Below are 15,434 nucleotides of genomic sequence, written 5' to 3' on the forward strand. Positions count from 1 at the left end.
GTGGATTCGACGGACTGAACCGCAGCGAGAGAGCGGCAGCCGTGCGAGTCGAGCGCGTGTTGACCCCACGGAACGGCCCGACCGAATTTGCACGAACGGACCGGGGCGTGTGAGCGCCGCGACGGGCGGCCGACGGAGCCGTGAGTCAGCGAACGGGACGTCGTCGGGGGAGCGAGCGAAGCGAACGGACCCGACGGGATTTAGTTCCCGGATAGAGACACCCAGTCGTGGGCCTGTACGACCGGTATCTCGCCGTCCGCCACCGCCTCCACCCCGAGGACCCGCCGGCACACGTCGCGGTCATCATCACCGAGCGGGACCTGCTCGAACAGGGGGCGTACACGACCTTAGAGGAGTTCCTCTCGTGGGCGTTCGAGTACGGCGCCGAGCGCGTCACCATCTCGGTGAGCGTCCTCGACGAGGCCGTGGTGCCGACGCTCGAACGGGAACTCCTGGAGGTCGACGCCCCGCGCCCGCTCGCGGTGCGACAGCCCGGCGACACCGAGCCGGCGACCGAGCCCATCCAGGTGAGCGTCGGCCTCGGCGGGAAACACGAGTTCGCCGAGGCGGTCCGGGCGCTCGCGGAGGCGGTCGAGAGCCACGACGTCGACCCGGCGCTGATCGACGAGATAGACGAGACGGACATCGAGGACCGGCTGGTGTTCCGCGACGAACCCGACCTCGTCATCAAAACGGGGGCTGAGCGGCTCTCGGACTTCATGATCTGGCAGTCCGTCTACGCCGAACTGTACTTCACCGACGTCAACTGGCGCGACTTCCGGAGGAGGGACTACCTCCGGGCCGTGCTGGACTACCAGAACCGAAACAGGCGGTTCGGGCGCTGAGCGCCAGCGAAGCGCGGGAACGTTGGAAGACGAGCGTGAGCGAGTCTTCCGGAAGTTTGGCCGGTAGGCCGAAGCACGTCGGGCTGTGCCCGACGGAGGTTCGGGCGCTGAGCGCCGAGTGACCCGAGTGCGGATTTGCAAGCAGAGGTTCCTCACACTCGAAGCCGGAAGTGCCCGGCGAAGACCACTCCGACGACATCCATGTCACCATCAGAGAACTTTCACAATCGGCTCGAGAGGGTATCGAACGCGGAGGCCGACGGACAGCATCTCGTCTCGCTGACCGTCCCGCCAGAAACGCCGCTCGAAGACGCACTGGGACGAATCGAGGAGGTACACACCGACGCCGAGCAACTCGAACGCGACGAGGCCACCGTACACACCAGGGAGGCGCTCGAGGAGACCAGACGAGTCCTCAACGACTACGACGAAACACCGGAGAACGGGCTCGCGGTCTACGCGGGCGTCGTCGACGGCGACAGCGACGTACACACGTTCGACGACCTCTCCGAACCCGTGTCGACGTTCACGTTCGAGCGCGACAACGAGTTCGAGACCGAACCGCTCGAGGTCCCTCGCGACACCGCGACGTACGGCCTCCTGATCGTCGAGCACGGGGAGGCAGTCCTCGGTCGGACCTCGGGCGAGGGGACCGAGACCGTGACCACCGTACAGAGCGACACCGTCGAGGACAACCCGACGAGCGGTGAACTCGGCGACCGAGAAGCGGTGCAGCGGGACTTCTTCGAGGAGGTCGCCGAGCGGGCCGGCGTCGTCTTTCTGGACGAGGACCCCGACGAGGACTACCGCGAGGACGCCAACCCGGGCCGAGCCGACATCGATCCCGTCGAGGGGCTGTTCGTCGGCGGCTCCAGCGTCACCGCGACGGAGTTCCTCGAACAGGGATACCTCGACCACCGTCTGCAGAACCGCGTGCTGGCCGACGCCTTCTCGATAGCCGAGCCCTCCGACGGGGGCCTCGAACAACTCGCGGAGAAGGCCAGAGACCACCTCCAATCGGCCGAGCGAGAGGAACTCGAGAGCCGACTGGGCCGACTCTTCTCCGAACTCGAGTCGGGCGAGGAAGCCGTCGTCGGGCGGGATGCGACGGACGAGGCGCTCGAGTACGAGGCCGTCGAAACCCTGCTCGCCTCCGAGTCGCTGGCCGCGGAGACGCTCCGTGCGTTGGAGCGACGGACGGTCGAGCAAGGTGGCGAGTTCGTCGTCGTGCCGACGGACGTCGACTCGCATCAGCGTCTCGAAGAGGAGGGCGCTGTCGGGGCAATCCTCCGGTTCGCGATAGAGTAGCGGGCTCGTCTCGGACTCGGAGAGACAGACGAGAACGCGCGCGGCGAACGAACGCTCAGTCCGCGGAGGCCGGTTCGTCGCGCTGGCGTTCGAGTTCGGCGTTGAGTTCGCGGGCCGCGGTCGAAGAGAGCTGTTCGCGCAGTCGGGCGGAGACGGTCCGCGCTTCGACCAACTCCGTCTCGGCGACTGCCCGCACGAGGGCCACCGCACGCTCCGTCCGGGTGTGCCGCCACGACTCCTCGCGGGACTCGTACGTCCGAATCGCGCGGAGGAAGTCGGGTTTCGAGAACTCCGGCCAGTACGGCGCGCAGAAGAACACCGCCGCCTCGTTGCCGTTGGCGTGCCACGGCAGGAAGTTCGAGGTGCGCTCGTCGCCGCCGGTTCGAATAATGAGGTCGACGTCCCGCACGGGCTGGCCCGCGAGGCGCGCGTCGATGGCGTCGACGTTCACGTCGCTCGCCGAGAGGTCGCCGTCGGCGACCGACCGGAGGACGTCGCGGGCGGCCCCGAGGAGTTCGGCCCGTCCGCCGTAGGCGAGCGCGACGTTCAGGTTGAACGAGTCGTACTCCTTCGTGCGCGCCTCGGCGTAGTCGACGGCCTCGCGGAGCCGGTCGGGGAGCCGGTCGATCTCGCCGACGGCGCGGATTCGCATCCCGTTGTCGTGGACGCGGTCGGCGTCGGCCAACTCGTACAGTTTCGCCTCGATGAGATCGAACAGGGGCTCGCGCTCCGCGGGCGGGCGCGAGAAGTTCTCGGTCGAGAAGGCGTAGATGGTGAGCTCCTCGATACCGAGTTCCTGACACCAGTTGAGCACCTGCTCCGTGGTCTCGGCGCCGGCGCGGTGACCGTCGGGCGCGTCGCCGCCCTGTTGCCGCGCGTAGCGTCGGTTCCCGTCCTGAATGATGGCGACGTGGGTGGGTCCGTCCTCGATGGCCCGGTCGAGGTGGCGGACGTACGCCTGCTGTATCTGCCTCCGGACCCATCGCAACATTGGTCGCCCTTCTTTCCGCCGTCGATATGTGTCTTGTGTTCCAGAACGAACACGACGCGGGGCGGTATCGTCACCAGTAAATGCCCGTCTCACCGAGTCGAGCGTATGGCAGACGTCTACGACGAGGACCTCTATCGGCGGACGAGGGCGCTCATCGAACCCGGCGACATCGAACTCGTCGGGCTCATCGTCCACACGGCCCTGGGGGGAGACGAAGACCTCGAGATGCACGAACTCACCGTCGAACTCAACGAGATCATCGCCGACCACGCCGGCAAGGGCGAGTCGTACATCTACGCGGGCAACGACACCACGGAGTTCGCGTCGAACCAGTTCCAGGGCCTCACGCTCGAGGACGACGCGTTCGTCTGGGAGTGTCAGCAACTCCTTCGAGAGGGGACGTTCGACCTCGTCTTCTACTACGAGGCCGACATCGACCAGGCGGCGGTCGTCGACGCGGTCGAGACGCTCGAACACGTCGACCGGGCGACGACCGTCCGCGACGACGAGTGAGCGAGAGGGACCGGTTTCCGATCGGTGAGAATCGGGACGAGACGCTTAACTGCCCCTCGCCCTGAAGGTCGCACATGAAGACGGTGGACGCGGAGTTGACCCCGCTCGACCGCGCGATCGTGAACGCTTTTCAGGGGGGGTTCCCCGTGGCCGAGCGGCCGTTCGAACCGGCCGCCCTGGCGCTCCGCGAGCGCGGCGTCGAGGTCGACGCCGACGGACTGGTCGAGCGCGTCCGCCACCTCGACGAGACGGGCGTCTTGTCTAGATTCGGCCCGCTCGTCAACGCCGAAGCCATCGGCGGCACCGCGACGCTCGTCGCGATGCACGCGCCGCCCGAGCGCTTCGACGAGGTGGCAGAACAGGTGAACGGCCATCGAGAGGTCGCGCACAACTACGAGCGCGAGCACCCGCACCTGAACATGTGGTTCGTGGTGAGCGTCGCCGAGCAGGGGAACGTCGAGGAGGTGCTCGCCGCCATCGAGGAGGAGACGGGTCAGCCGACGTACAACCTGCCCAAGGAGAGAGAGTTCCGCGTCGAGGCGAAGTTCCTCGTCGACGGGCCGGTCCCTGAAGGTGATATCGACCTCTCTCACCTCGGACCGGCGGTCGAACCGGAGCACAGAGCGACGCTCACGCCGGCCGAGCGCGACCTCGTCCTCGAAGTCCAGGGCGGCCTCCCCGTCACCGCGACGCCCTATCGCGACATCGCCGAGGCGCTCGGCGTCGAGGTCGACTGGGTGCTCGCCACGCTGAAGCGGTTCGTCCTCGAAGGCAAGATCCGACGGGTCGGCGTCGTCCCGAACCACTACGCGCTCGGGTACACCGAGAACGGCATGACCGTCTGGAACGTCCCGGACGAGTTAGTCGACGAGGTGGGGCCGGCGGTCGCCTCGCTGGAGTTCGTCACCCACTGTTACCAGCGACCGCGCCACGAGGGCGTCTGGCCGTACAACTTCTTCGCGATGACGCACGGTCGGTCGGAGGAGGAGTCGGCGAAGCGGGTCGAACAGGTGCGCGAGCGGATGGCGGAGTACTGGGACGTCGGAGAGGCGGACTGGGACACGCTCTTTTCGACGCGCATCCTGAAGAAGACGGGTATCCGCCTCGACGAGCGCGCCGACGCGAACACGAGCGAGTCGGGCACCGGAGCCGAAGAGACCGAGTCGGCGACCGACACCGCCTGAGCCACGAACGCACCCATGACCGAGCACACGACATGATCCCACTCGTTCACGACTTCACCGACCAGACCGTCCTCGTCTTCGGGGGCGGCCGGGTCGGCGAGCGGAAGGCGCGGCGGTTCGCAAGGGAGGCACGCGTCGTGGTGGTGAGCCCCGACTTCACCGACGCGCTCGCCGGCGAGCGGACGGTCCGGGAGGCGACGGCCGAGACGTGGCAGCCGCGGTCCGCGGCAGCGGGTATCGAACTCGTTCGCGACGCGCCGACGGCCGAGGCCGTCCCCGAATGGATCGACAGCGTCGACCCGGCGCTGGTGGTCGCCGCGACGAACCGAGAGGAAGTGAACGCGGCGGCGGCCGAAGCGGCGCGGGCACGGAACGTCCTCGTCAACCGCACCGACCGGGCGGGCGAGCGCGACGTGGGAAGCGTCGTCGTCCCCGCGACGGTCGACGACGGGTCGGTCTCGGTCGCCATCACGACGGGCGGGGCCAGTCCGGCGCTGTCGAGGCACCTGCGCGAACGACTCGAAGCGGAACTGGACGGCGCGGGCGCGATGGCGGACCTGACGCGCGAACTACGCGCGGAACTGAAGGCGCGCGACGTCGCCCCCGCGGAGCGACGGGAGGCGATGCGTCGTGTGGTCCGGTCGTCGCGCGTTTGGAAGGCTTTACGTACGGGCACGACGAACGCCCGAAAAGTAGCAGAGGACGTGATTGGAATCGACTCTACCACCCTCGCAGAACAGGAGCCCGAGAGCCAATGAGCGGGAACCGGAACGTTATCGCCGGCGTGAGCGTCTCGCACGTCAACGCGAGCGTCGACGAGATCGAGCGCGTCGGCGGCGACTCCGTGCGCGAGACGGTGAGAGACCTCCTCGCGCGCGAAGGCGTCGACGAGGCGTTCGCGCTGCGGACGTGCAACCGCGCCGAGGCGTACGTCGTCACCGACGACGCGGCGACCGGACGGCGTGCGCTGGATGATTTCGCCCCCGACGTCCGCGCCGGGGCAGTCGTCGACCTCGACCACGAGGAGGCCATCCGCCACCTGATGCGGGTCGCCGCCGGACTGGAGTCGCTCGTCGTCGGCGAGGACCAGATCATCGGCCAGTTCCGGACCGCCTTAGAGGAAGCACGCTCGGTCGGCGGCGTCGGACCGACGCTCGACGAGGCGCTGACGAAGGCGCTGCGCGTCGGCGAGCGGGCCCGCTCGGAGACGGCCATCAACGAGGGCGTCGTCTCGCTCGGCTCGGCGGCGGTCCGTCTCGCGGAGCGACACCTCGACCTCACCGAGGCGACGGCGCTCGTCGTCGGCGCGGGCGAGATGGGGCTGTTGACCGCCCGCGCGCTGGACGCCGCCGGCGTCTCGCGCATCCTCGTCGCGAACCGGACGGTGCCGCACGCCGAACACGTCGCCCGGGACGTGACGTGTTCGGCGAGCGCGGTCGGTCTCGACGCCCTGCCTGCCGCGGTTTCGGCGGTAGACCTCGTCGTGAGCGCCACCGCCAGTCCCGACTACGTCATCGACGACGCGACGCTCGTCGACGCGGCCGAGACGCTCCTCATCGACATCGCCCAGCCGCGCGACATCGACCCGGTGACGACGACTATCGAAGGAGTGATCGTCCACGACATCGACGCGCTGGAGGCCGTGACCGATGAGACACACGAGAAGCGTCAGGCGGCCGCAGAACGCGTCGAGGAGATGATCGACGCGGAGTTCGCCCACCTGATGGAGCGGTTCAAGCGCAACCGTGCGGACGAGGCCATCGGCGCGATGTACGAGAGCGCCGAGCGGATGAAACAGTCCGAGGTCGAGACGGCGCTTCGGAAACTGGAGTCACAGGGTGAACTCACCGAAGAACAGCGCGAGACGGTGGGCGCGCTGGCGGACACCATCGTCAACCAGTTGCTCGCCGCGCCGACGAAGAGCCTCCGCGAGGCCGCCGCCGAGGACGACTGGAGCACCATCCAGACCGCGATGCAACTGTTCGACCCCGACTTCGGCGGCGAACCGCCGGCGCTTCCCGGAAGCGAGACACCCGATTCGATCCCCGAAGACGCCGACGTCCCACAGCACGTCGTCGACCGCCTGACGGACGACTAGGGGAGGGGAGTCCGAACAGTTAACCCATGCGACGACGACCCACGGGTATGGCCGACCTGCTCTCCGAAGACGAGGTCGAAGAGCGACTTCCAGACGGCTGGGAGCGTGACGGCGACGAGATCGCCCGGACGTACGAGTTCGACGACTACCTCAACGGCGTCACGTTCGCGACACACGTCGGCGAGGTCGCGGAGGAGGAGTTCCACCATCCCGAGATCATCATCGGGTACCAGACCGTCGAGGTCCGCCTCACCAGCCACGAGGAAGGCGGCATCACGGACAAGGACATCCGGCTAGCGAACCTGTTCAACGACGAGCGGTAGCCCGAGCGGAGGAAGTGTGAGCGAGGAACGTCGCGGTCACGGTCGAAATCGAGCGCGAGGGCGAGCGGACCCGGAGGCGTACTACGTGTTCCGCGTCCGGTTTCGGCTAGACGCGCCGGCGGTCGAGACCGACCCGGAGACGTTCGAGACGGTCGTCCGACACCCCGCCGCCGAACCGGGCGACGAGGAGGGTCGGTGGCGCTTCTTCGAGGAGTGGCTCTGGCGCGGCGAACTGACGGACGCACGCCGGTTCAGCGAGGTGATGGAGGGGTGGCTCTCCGTCCCGGTCGACCACGTCACGTTCAGCGAGTGTGTGATGAGCGAGCGGTACCGGGAAGCGTGGGAGGAGGCCGTCGCCGCCGAACTCGACCGGTACAACGCCGACTCGGTGCGGGAGGTGCGGCACAACCACCTCGGGTCGTCGATTCGGGTGCTGAGCTAGCCGTTCTCACGCGCGAGAGCCGGGACGCAAACGACTTACCACTTCGTCACCTCTCTCCCGGTAATGGTCGTCGGCGAGTACGACGTCTGGTTGTTCGATCTCGACGGGACGATCGTCGACGCCGAGTGGGCGTACACGCGCGAGGTGTTCGAGCGCGTCGGCGCCCGACTGGGTAGAGAGTTTTCCGACCAGGAGGCCGAGATCATCTGGCACGGCCTCAACGGCGCGCGCGACCCCCAACTCCGCGCCTGGGGCATCGACCCCGTCGAGTTCTGGCCCGTCTTCCACGACGAGGAGGACCCTCTCGCCCGTGCAGAGGCGACCTACCTCCACGACGACGCGGCCGCGCTCGTCCGCGACGTCCAGCGGGCGGGCCACCCAATCGGCCTCGTGACCCACTGTCAGCAGTTCCTCGCGGAACCCGTTCTCGATCACCTCGACATCGGCGACTGGTTCGACGCGGTGCTCTGCTGTACGTCGGAGGTCGGCTGGAAGCCCGATCCGGCACCGATCGAGTACACGCTGTCGCAACTCGACATCGAAGCGGGTGCACGCGGCGTCCTCGCCGGAGACGGCGCGAGCGACATCGGGGCGGCGTGGAACGCCGGCCTCGACGGGATTCACGTCGAGCGACACCCTCCCGAGCGGCGCGGACACTGCGTGCTCGCGGACTACCGTGTCTCCTCGTTCGACGAACTCGGGCGGACCTGAGCCGAAGTCCCGATGGACCGACGGGCTACGCAGAAGTGAGCGGACGGCTGGCGACGACGCCGTCGGCGGTGACGGCGACCTCGTGTGTGTCGAGACGGAGACGGACCTGGATGGTGACGTCGTCGGAGGGGGAGTCGAACACCCGCGCGAGCGCTTCGGCGTCGAACAGTTCGACCAGCGGACGCTCGTCGGCCCGGTCGCCGAGGACGTCGACGAGCGTCACGACCAGGTCGTCGACCGACGTCGGGTCACAACGGGCGAGTTCGGTCCACTCGGCCTCGGCGTCCGCCGCGTCGGGCGTGTCGACGGGGTCGGCCGAACCGGCGTCGCGGCCCGGAGGCGTGTACCGGAAGCGGTCGGCAGACGAGAGCGACCCGTCCCCGTCGACGAGCCGTTCGACGCGGCCGACGAGGTCACGCACCGCGGAGTCCGCGCGCTTCTGGACGTACTCCGTGACCCCTGCCCGCGTGATGACGGGGGCGGCGTCGGTGAACTCGCGCCCGGTGTAGAGAACGATCGGGAGGTCCGGATACGTGTTCCGAGCGGCCTCCACGAACGGCGTGCCGTCCGTCAGTTCGATCGAGTCCGAGACGACGGCGTCGACGGATTCGACGGCGAGCGTCGCGAGCGCCTCGTCCGCGTCGGTCCGCGTCACGACGTCCACGTTCGGGAGTGCCCCCTGAAGCGACGAGCGCGACAACTCGAGACAGCTCTCGTCGTCGTCGACGTGGAGGATTACGGTCGATTCGTTCATGGCATTATGTTCGAGGCCGGATTCGATAAAACATCAATTTCCTTGACTTTCCTTTGATACGTGAAAGATCGATCTCAGCGCTCGTGGGGGGTACAATTCGCAACGTTATAAAACCATACTGACACCATTTTGTCATTCCCCGGGTGTGCAACCGAGCGCCTGCAGCGCAGTCGGCCGATATCTCAGTTCGCGGCCGAGACGAGCGCGATGCTCCCGTCGCCGGTGACGGCCAGGTCGAGTCCGTGGTAGGTGAAGCGGACCTCGATCTGGTTCGCGTGGGAGGTGCCGCTGACGGGACCGAAGACCGCCTCGAGCGCGTCGGGGTCGACGACGTCGTACAGCGGATCGAACGCGTCGAGGTCCTCGTCGACGGCCGCCTCGACGGCGTGGACGATGGAGACGCCGAGTTCGGTGGGCGAGGAGAAGTCGTGGCGGCCGATGAGACGCCGGTTCGACGACGTCAGTGCATCGGGCTTGTCGGTGAGTCTGAGGACGTGCTTGAGGACCGCCTTGTAGTCCGAGACGTCGGCCTTGCGAACGTACTCGGCGACGTCAGCCGCGACGGCGTCGGGGGCGACCTCCTGCCACTCCTTCGCCGTGAAGAGGACGATGGGCGCGTCGGTCACGTGGCTCGCGGCCTCGACGAACGACTGGCCGTCGGGCATCCGGACGGAGTCGGAGACGACGCAGTCGACGTCGTGGGCCGCGAGCACGTCCATCCCTTCCGAACCGCTCCCGGCCGTGACGACCGACACGCGCGAGTCTCGGCGCTCGAACAGTTTCGTCGAGAGATCCAAGACATCGGGTTCGTCGTCGACGTGCAGGACGGAGATGGTTGCGGGCATACCAGAGTGATTGCGGACCGCCTACATAAACGAGTGGGTCAAAGTATCAAATATGATTTCTAGAGGAGGCTCTCGCGAGCGACAGCCACGTTCGAGGGCCGGTCAGGGCACGTCGTATCCCGGGAGCGCCGTCAGTTCGTCGGCGCTGTCGGCGAGCGCGTCGACGAGTTCGGAGACGGCCGGTTTGTCGCTTCGGTCGGGCGCCGCGTGGACGACGACCCGCTCGTGGCCGAGCGAGACGAAGTCGAGACCGAGCGACTCCGCCGTCGCCCGGAGTCCGAGACCGGCGTCGGCCTTCCCCGCGAGGACTGCGCGTGCGGGACTCTCGTGGGCCTTCACGGTCAGGTCGTAGCCGTCGATCCGGTCGGCGAGCGCCGCACGCGACTCGCCGCGTTCGGTCGCGAGTTCGTCGAGCGCCGCGTCGAACGTCGAACGGAGTCCGGCGGCGCGGTCGCGGTTCACGAACCGGACGTCGTCGTCGACGAGGGAGTCGAGACCGTCGAGCGGGTCGGAGACGACGAGCCCCCACTCGCGGGTCCACGCCCCGAGTTGCTCGGTCTCGACCTCGCGGCCGGTCGGTCCCGACACGACCGCCACGTCCGGAACCCCGTCGCGGAGTCGGCGGAGTCCCTCGCGGCTCCCCACGGGGAGGTACCGCGGGGCGTCGACGCGGTCGAGAAGCCGCGAGAGCAGCGGGTCGTCCTCGCCGACGCCGAGCAGGCGAGGGACGCGGACGTCGGGCGAGAACAGCGTGACCTCGACCCTCTCGCCGGCGGCGATGTACTCCGTGTCCGGATGGACCTCGACGACGCCGTCGGCCTCGACGAGACTCGTGGTCGCCCCGCTCCCCTTGTCGACGGGGTACACCAGCGGGAGGTCCGCGTCCTCGCGTTCGAGCACGCCGACCGGCATCAGCCGCAACCGACCCTCGCTGTACCGCTCCCGCACCGCGAACTCGCCCGTGAGCGTCGCCGTGCGTGGTTCGGGCAGCCCCGCGGCACGGCGGATAGCGGGCGCGACGAACGTCCGGAAGATGGTGAGCGCCGACACCGGGTAGCCGGGGAGGCCGACGTACGCCGACTGCCCCGTCCCCGTCGCGGCGCTGGAATCGAGCCGTCCGACGAGCATCGGCTTGCCCGGCTTCACCGCGACGCCGTGTAAGAGGAGGTCGCCGCGCTCCTCGATGACGCGGTAGATGACGTCCACGGCGGAGGCGGAGGTCGACCCCGAAGAGAGGACGAGGTCGCACTCGTCGGCCGCCTCCCGGAGGAGGCGCTCCATCTCCTCGTAGTCGTCGCCGGCGTGGGGGTACAGCACGGGTTCGCCGCCGGCCTCGGCGACGCCGGCGGCGATGGTCTGTGAGTTGACGTCGTAGATTTCGCCGCGCGAGGGGTCGAGGTCGTCGCCGGGACGGACGAGTTCGTCGCCGGTCGAGACGATTCCCACCGTCGGGGTGCCGCAGACGGGGACCTCGTCGACGCCGAGCGCCGAGAGGAGGCCGATTTCGCGGGGGGTGAGCCGCGTACCGGGACCGAGCGCACGCGACCCGGCGGCGATGTCCGCCCCCGCGAGCATCACGCTGTCGCCGGGTGCGACCGCCTTGCGGATCGCGATCTCCCCACCCAGGTCGTCGGTCCGTTCGACCATGACGACGGCGTCGGCACCGGGCGGGAGCACCGCCCCGGTCGATATCTCCGCGCAGGTGCCCGGTTCGACCTCGACGTCGGGGTCTTCGCCGGCGTGGACCGTGCCGACGAGGGTCAGGACTTCGGGGTCGGCCTCGTCGGCGCCGAAGGTGTCCCGCGCTCGGACGGCGTACCCGTCCATGCTCGCGCGGTCGAAGCCGGGGACGTCGATGGTCGCGTCGACCCGTTCGGCGAGGACTCTCCCTCGCGCGTCGTCGAGCGGGACCGACTCCGGCGGCGGGGTGAGCGAGAGAGAGGCGATGGCCTCGTGGGCCTCCTCGGGGGGTGCGAGGTCGCGGAACTCCTTGCGCTCGGTCACGCTGACCACTCCCAGTCCTCGACGGCGACCTGTTCACCTTCGGGGATCCCCTCACGGGACTCGGGGACGACCACCCAGCCGTCCGCGAGCGCCACCGACGAGAGGATGCCCGACCCCGAGGTGCGCGTGGGAAGGGCGATTCGCTCGCCTTCTTCTTCCTGGACCTCGACCCGGGCGAACGTCCGAGTACCGGGTTCGCTCGAAACCTTCCGGGCGAGGCGCGCCTCCTGTGTCGGGAGCGGCGGGCAGTCCGTTCCACCGACGTGCTTGAGGAGCGGTCGAAGGAACTGGACGGCGTTGACGATGCAGGCGACGGGGTATCCCGGGAGGGAGACGACGGGCGTCTCCTCGACGACGCCGAGCGCGACCGGATGGCCCGGCTTGAGCGCGACCCCGTGTACGAGAACCTCGCCGAGTTCGTCGATGACCTCGGGGAGGAGGTCGCGCTCGCCGACCGACGAGCCACCCGTGGTGACGACGACGTCCTTCGTGAGGTCGCGCTGGATGGCCGCCCGGAGCGCCTCGAAGTCGTCGGTGACGACGTCGCGGTAGGTCGCCACGCCGCCCCACCGGGAGACGAGCGACGAGACGGTGAGTCCGTTCGTCTCGATCACCTCCCCGGGCTGGGGGTCGAACTGGACGAGTTCCTCGCCCGTCGGAACCACGCCGACGGTCGGCTGTTCGAACACGGGGACGCGAGCGAGTCCCACCGACTTGAGGAGGCCGAGGTCCGACGGACGGAGGCGGTGACCGGCCTCGAACAGCGTCTGTCCGGCCGCGACGTCCTCGTCGGCGTCGCCGACGTTCTCCCGCTCGGTGACGGCGTCGAACACTTCGAGTTCGTCACCGACCTGCTCGGTCTCCTCGATCATGACGACGGCGTCCGCGCCCTCGGGGAGGGCGCTCCCCGTGTGGACCCGGACGGCGTCGCTCGGCCCCACGGGGTCGTCGTTCTCGGCCTCGCCGGCGACTCGGAGGACGGCGGGCGAGCGGGCGGAGGCTCCGAACGTGTCCGCCGCGCGGACCGCCCAGCCGTCCATCGCGGCGCGGTCGTACCCCGGGACGGGGTTCGGGGCCGTGACGCGCTCGGCGAGGGTTCTCGCGTCGGCCTGTGCGAGGTCGACGCGGGCGGTTCGCCCGTGGGGAGCCGCCGCCCCGAGGAGGCGCTCCCGGGCGTCGTCGACTCGGGTTCGCGTCTTGAACCCCGAGCGTTTCCGGTCGTGCATACCGTTAGCTCGGAGACGACGCGGTAAAAACCGTCGGCGAGCGTCGGCGACGATGGCGGGACGAGGCCGAGGGCCGACTTCGGGCACGACCGGTACCGCGGGCTTCTTACACCCCGACTCCTTATAGCCGTCCATGTCAGCACTGCGCGACGCGCTGCGTGAACTCCCCGAAGCAGTGTTCGCGGACCTCCTCGAATCGGAGGACCAGTATCTCCTCGTGCTCGACCTCCCGGGTGTCACCGCCGACACGGTCGACATCGCCGTCGAGAAGGGTCGACTCGTCGTCGAGGCACGCCGCGAGAAGAGCCTCCCGCCGGAGTTCCGTTACGTCCGCGAGAACCGCTCGCTCTTTCTCGACGCCGAACTCCCGCTGCCGCCGGACGCGACCGGTGCGGGCGCGGAGGCGACCGTCGACCGCGGCGTTCTCGAACTCCGCCTGCCGAAGCGCGATTCGGCCCCCCAACGAAGCATCCCGATCTCGGACAAGGACACGTAGTCGGGTGGGGTGGTCACGCTGGTCAATCTCCGCGCCTACTGGCGCTTCTTCGTCGTCCTCTACCAGTTCTTCCCGCTCATCGTCGCGTACGCCCGCGACAAACGGCGGTTCCTGCTGTTCGGCGGGTCGCGGCAGGTCGACACCGACACGCAGGTCCGCCGGGCGAACGTCCTCCTCGACTCGCTGCTCAAACTCGGACCGACGTTCATCAAGCTCGGACAGCTGTTGTCGACCCGGCCGGACGTCCTCCCGCCGGCGTACGTCGACGTGCTCTCGCGCCTCCAAGACGACGTCCCGCCCGCCGACTGGGAATCGGCCGAGGCGGTGCTCGAATCGGAGGTCGGTCCCGTCGACGAGGTGTACGGCGACTTCGACCGCGACCCCATCAGCGGCGCGTCCCTCGGGCAGGTGTACACCGCCACCTACGAGGGCGAAGAGGTCGCGGTCAAGGTCCGTCGACCGGGTATCGAGGAACTCGTCGAAGCCGACCTGCGGGTAATCCGCTGGTCGCTCCCGCTCGTCCAGCGGTTCATCGGCGAGGGACGGGCCTTCTCGCTGGAGAACCTCGCCGACGAGTTCGCGAAGACGATCCGTCAGGAGATGGACTACACCCGCGAGGGACGGGTGCTCTCGACCATTCGTGAGAACTTCGCCGGCGACGACGACATCAAGATCCCCGAACTCGTCGACGAGGTCTCCGGGCCGCGCGTGCTCACCATGGAGTACCTGCCGGGTGTGAAAATAAACGACCTGAGCACGCTCGACGAGCGGGGGGTCGACCGCACGAAACTCGCCGAGCGTCTCCAACGCATCTATCTCCAGATGATCATCGACGACGGCGACTTCCACGCCGACCCCCACCCGGGAAACCTCGCTGTCGACGACGACGGCGCCATCATCTTCTACGACTTCGGCATGAGCGGACAGGTCGACCCGTTCATCCAGGAGAAGATCGTGGACTTCTACATCGCGGTGGCGAACCAGGACATCGACGGCATCCTGGATACGCTCATCGAGATGGGGACGCTCTCGCCCGAGGCGGATAGGCAGGTGATGGGCGACGTGATGGAACTCGCCATCGCCGACGCCCGCGGCGAGGACATCGAGCAGTACCGCGTCCAGCAGATCATCGAGCAGGTCGAGTCGACCATCTACGAGTTCCCGCTTCGCCTCCCGCGCAACCTCGCCCTGGTGCTTCGGGTCGCGACCGTCGTCGAGGGCGTCTGCGTCACGCTCGACCCCGATTTCGACTTCATCGCCGTCGCGACCGACTACCTCACGGAGCAGGGGTACCGAGAGGAGACGCTCAAGCGCCTCGCAACCGAGGCGGGAGAGCAGGTCCAAGAGACGACGCGGTCGCTCTTTCGGGTGCCGCCGAAACTCGAACGCGTCCTCGACCAGGTCGAGCGCGACGATCTCACCGTGAACGTCCGCATCGAGGACAGGAACGACGTCCTCTCGAAGCTCGCCCGGCGCATCGTCTACGGCGTCCTCCTGGCGGTTGGCGTGCTCTCGACGGCGATCCTCTACGCCTTCGACGGCTTCGAACCCGCAATCGTCGCCGCCGCCGTCACGCTCCCCATCGTCTTCTTGCTCTACCGGTCGTTCAAGCGGAAGAAGGGGCTGAAAGCCCGCCCGCAGTTCACCCGACAGAACCTCCGACAGCGGCGAGGCGACTGATTGTCGGAGAGGAG

At 68.4% G+C, this 15,434-nt stretch carries 16 protein-coding genes; 11 read left to right on the top strand and 5 right to left on the bottom strand.

The features are described 5' to 3' along the window. Positions 1-227: 227 nt before the first annotated feature. Positions 228-845, top strand: coding sequence for an undecaprenyl diphosphate synthase family protein (locus C2R22_RS16740; RefSeq protein WP_103426775.1), 618 nt, complete (start codon positions 228-230; stop codon positions 843-845). Between the two features lie 201 nt (positions 846-1,046). Continuing rightward, entirely contained in the window at positions 1,047-2,153 is a 1,107-nt protein-coding gene (locus C2R22_RS16745; RefSeq protein ID WP_103426776.1) for a hypothetical protein, read from the top strand. A 55-nt stretch (positions 2,154-2,208) separates the two neighbouring features. Here C2R22_RS16745 and uppS read toward each other — a convergent pair whose 3' ends face one another. Further along, the gene (gene uppS, locus C2R22_RS16750) at positions 2,209-3,144 is read right to left on the bottom strand and encodes a polyprenyl diphosphate synthase (protein ID WP_103426777.1); all 936 of its coding nucleotides are present in this window, start codon (positions 3,142-3,144) and stop codon (positions 2,209-2,211) included. Positions 3,145-3,249: 105 nt separating this feature from the next. Between uppS and C2R22_RS16755 the strand changes: the two genes are divergently transcribed. From C2R22_RS16755 to C2R22_RS16785, 7 genes are all read left to right on the top strand, one after another. Further along, positions 3,250-3,657, top strand: a complete 408-nt coding sequence (locus tag C2R22_RS16755; RefSeq protein WP_103426778.1) for a DUF5778 family protein — start codon at positions 3,250-3,252, stop codon at positions 3,655-3,657. Between the two features lie 74 nt (positions 3,658-3,731). Next, on the top strand, positions 3,732-4,841 hold the full coding sequence (ahbB, locus tag C2R22_RS16760) for a siroheme decarboxylase subunit beta (protein WP_103426779.1): 1,110 nt from the start codon (positions 3,732-3,734) through the stop codon (positions 4,839-4,841). Between the two features lie 32 nt (positions 4,842-4,873). After that, positions 4,874-5,599: a precorrin-2 dehydrogenase/sirohydrochlorin ferrochelatase family protein gene (locus C2R22_RS16765; protein ID WP_103426780.1), complete on the top strand. Its 726-nt coding sequence runs from the start codon at positions 4,874-4,876 to the stop codon at positions 5,597-5,599. After that, on the top strand, positions 5,596-6,939 hold the full coding sequence (gene hemA / locus C2R22_RS16770) for a glutamyl-tRNA reductase (RefSeq protein ID WP_103426781.1): 1,344 nt from the start codon (positions 5,596-5,598) through the stop codon (positions 6,937-6,939). The genes C2R22_RS16765 and hemA overlap by 4 nt, the downstream gene beginning before the upstream one ends. 47 nt (positions 6,940-6,986) lie before the next feature. Next, entirely contained in the window at positions 6,987-7,262 is a 276-nt protein-coding gene (locus C2R22_RS16775; protein ID WP_103426782.1) for a 4a-hydroxytetrahydrobiopterin dehydratase, read from the top strand. A gap of 16 nt (positions 7,263-7,278) precedes the next feature. Next, complete coding sequence (gene lwrS, locus C2R22_RS16780) at positions 7,279-7,704, top strand: LWR-salt protein (protein ID WP_162562548.1); 426 nt, start codon at positions 7,279-7,281, stop codon at positions 7,702-7,704. Positions 7,705-7,767: 63 nt separating this feature from the next. Continuing rightward, positions 7,768-8,415 carry an HAD family hydrolase gene (locus tag C2R22_RS16785; protein WP_103426783.1) on the top strand — a complete coding sequence of 216 codons (648 nt, stop codon included), beginning with the start codon at positions 7,768-7,770 and terminating at the stop codon, positions 8,413-8,415. Between the two features lie 25 nt (positions 8,416-8,440). On the opposite strand, the gene C2R22_RS16790 is transcribed toward C2R22_RS16785, so the two are convergent. The 4 genes from C2R22_RS16790 to C2R22_RS16805 form a co-directional block, all read right to left on the bottom strand. Further along, positions 8,441-9,169 carry a response regulator gene (locus tag C2R22_RS16790; protein ID WP_103426784.1) on the bottom strand — a complete coding sequence of 243 codons (729 nt, stop codon included), beginning with the start codon at positions 9,167-9,169 and terminating at the stop codon, positions 8,441-8,443. Between the two features lie 182 nt (positions 9,170-9,351). Continuing rightward, entirely contained in the window at positions 9,352-10,014 is a 663-nt protein-coding gene (locus tag C2R22_RS16795; RefSeq protein ID WP_103426785.1) for a HalOD1 output domain-containing protein, read from the bottom strand. Positions 10,015-10,116: 102 nt separating this feature from the next. Beyond that, a complete protein-coding gene (locus C2R22_RS16800) occupies positions 10,117-12,018 on the bottom strand; it encodes a molybdopterin biosynthesis protein (protein WP_103427721.1) in 1,902 nt (633 codons plus the stop codon). After that, entirely contained in the window at positions 12,015-13,244 is a 1,230-nt protein-coding gene (locus C2R22_RS16805) for a molybdopterin molybdotransferase MoeA (protein ID WP_103426786.1), read from the bottom strand. Before C2R22_RS16805 ends, C2R22_RS16800 begins: the two co-directional genes overlap by 4 nt. 133 nt (positions 13,245-13,377) lie before the next feature. Between C2R22_RS16805 and C2R22_RS16810 the strand changes: the two genes are divergently transcribed. Further along, positions 13,378-13,740: an Hsp20/alpha crystallin family protein gene (locus C2R22_RS16810; RefSeq protein WP_103426787.1), complete on the top strand. Its 363-nt coding sequence runs from the start codon at positions 13,378-13,380 to the stop codon at positions 13,738-13,740. Between the two features lie 9 nt (positions 13,741-13,749). Beyond that, positions 13,750-15,420 (top strand): ABC1 kinase family protein, encoded by a 1,671-nt coding sequence (locus C2R22_RS16815; protein ID WP_103426788.1) that lies wholly within the window; start codon positions 13,750-13,752, stop codon positions 15,418-15,420. Positions 15,421-15,434 lie beyond the last annotated feature (14 nt).

Origin of the sequence: Salinigranum rubrum, from assembly GCF_002906575.1 — an archaeon.
In the GTDB taxonomy this organism is placed as follows: Archaea; Halobacteriota; Halobacteria; order Halobacteriales; family Haloferacaceae; genus Salinigranum; species Salinigranum rubrum.

What these genes read in the sequence shown, in the direction of transcription:
- C2R22_RS16755 (WP_103426778.1), top strand. Translation starts at nt 3,250, where the DNA reads ATGGCAGACGTCTACGACGAGGACCTCTATCGGCGGACGAGGGCGCTC.
- C2R22_RS16805 (WP_103426786.1), bottom strand. Translation starts at nt 13,244, where the DNA reads ATGCACGACCGGAAACGCTCGGGGTTCAAGACGCGAACCCGAGTCGAC.
- uppS (WP_103426777.1), bottom strand. Translation starts at nt 3,144, where the DNA reads ATGTTGCGATGGGTCCGGAGGCAGATACAGCAGGCGTACGTCCGCCAC.
- C2R22_RS16785 (WP_103426783.1), top strand. Translation starts at nt 7,768, where the DNA reads ATGGTCGTCGGCGAGTACGACGTCTGGTTGTTCGATCTCGACGGGACG.
- C2R22_RS16810 (WP_103426787.1), top strand. Translation starts at nt 13,378, where the DNA reads ATGTCAGCACTGCGCGACGCGCTGCGTGAACTCCCCGAAGCAGTGTTC.
- ahbB (WP_103426779.1), top strand. Translation starts at nt 3,732, where the DNA reads ATGAAGACGGTGGACGCGGAGTTGACCCCGCTCGACCGCGCGATCGTG.
- C2R22_RS16790 (WP_103426784.1), bottom strand. Translation starts at nt 9,169, where the DNA reads ATGAACGAATCGACCGTAATCCTCCACGTCGACGACGACGAGAGCTGT.
- C2R22_RS16745 (WP_103426776.1), top strand. Translation starts at nt 1,047, where the DNA reads ATGTCACCATCAGAGAACTTTCACAATCGGCTCGAGAGGGTATCGAAC.
- hemA (WP_103426781.1), top strand. Translation starts at nt 5,596, where the DNA reads ATGAGCGGGAACCGGAACGTTATCGCCGGCGTGAGCGTCTCGCACGTC.
- C2R22_RS16765 (WP_103426780.1), top strand. Translation starts at nt 4,874, where the DNA reads ATGATCCCACTCGTTCACGACTTCACCGACCAGACCGTCCTCGTCTTC.
- C2R22_RS16775 (WP_103426782.1), top strand. Translation starts at nt 6,987, where the DNA reads ATGGCCGACCTGCTCTCCGAAGACGAGGTCGAAGAGCGACTTCCAGAC.
- C2R22_RS16795 (WP_103426785.1), bottom strand. Translation starts at nt 10,014, where the DNA reads ATGCCCGCAACCATCTCCGTCCTGCACGTCGACGACGAACCCGATGTC.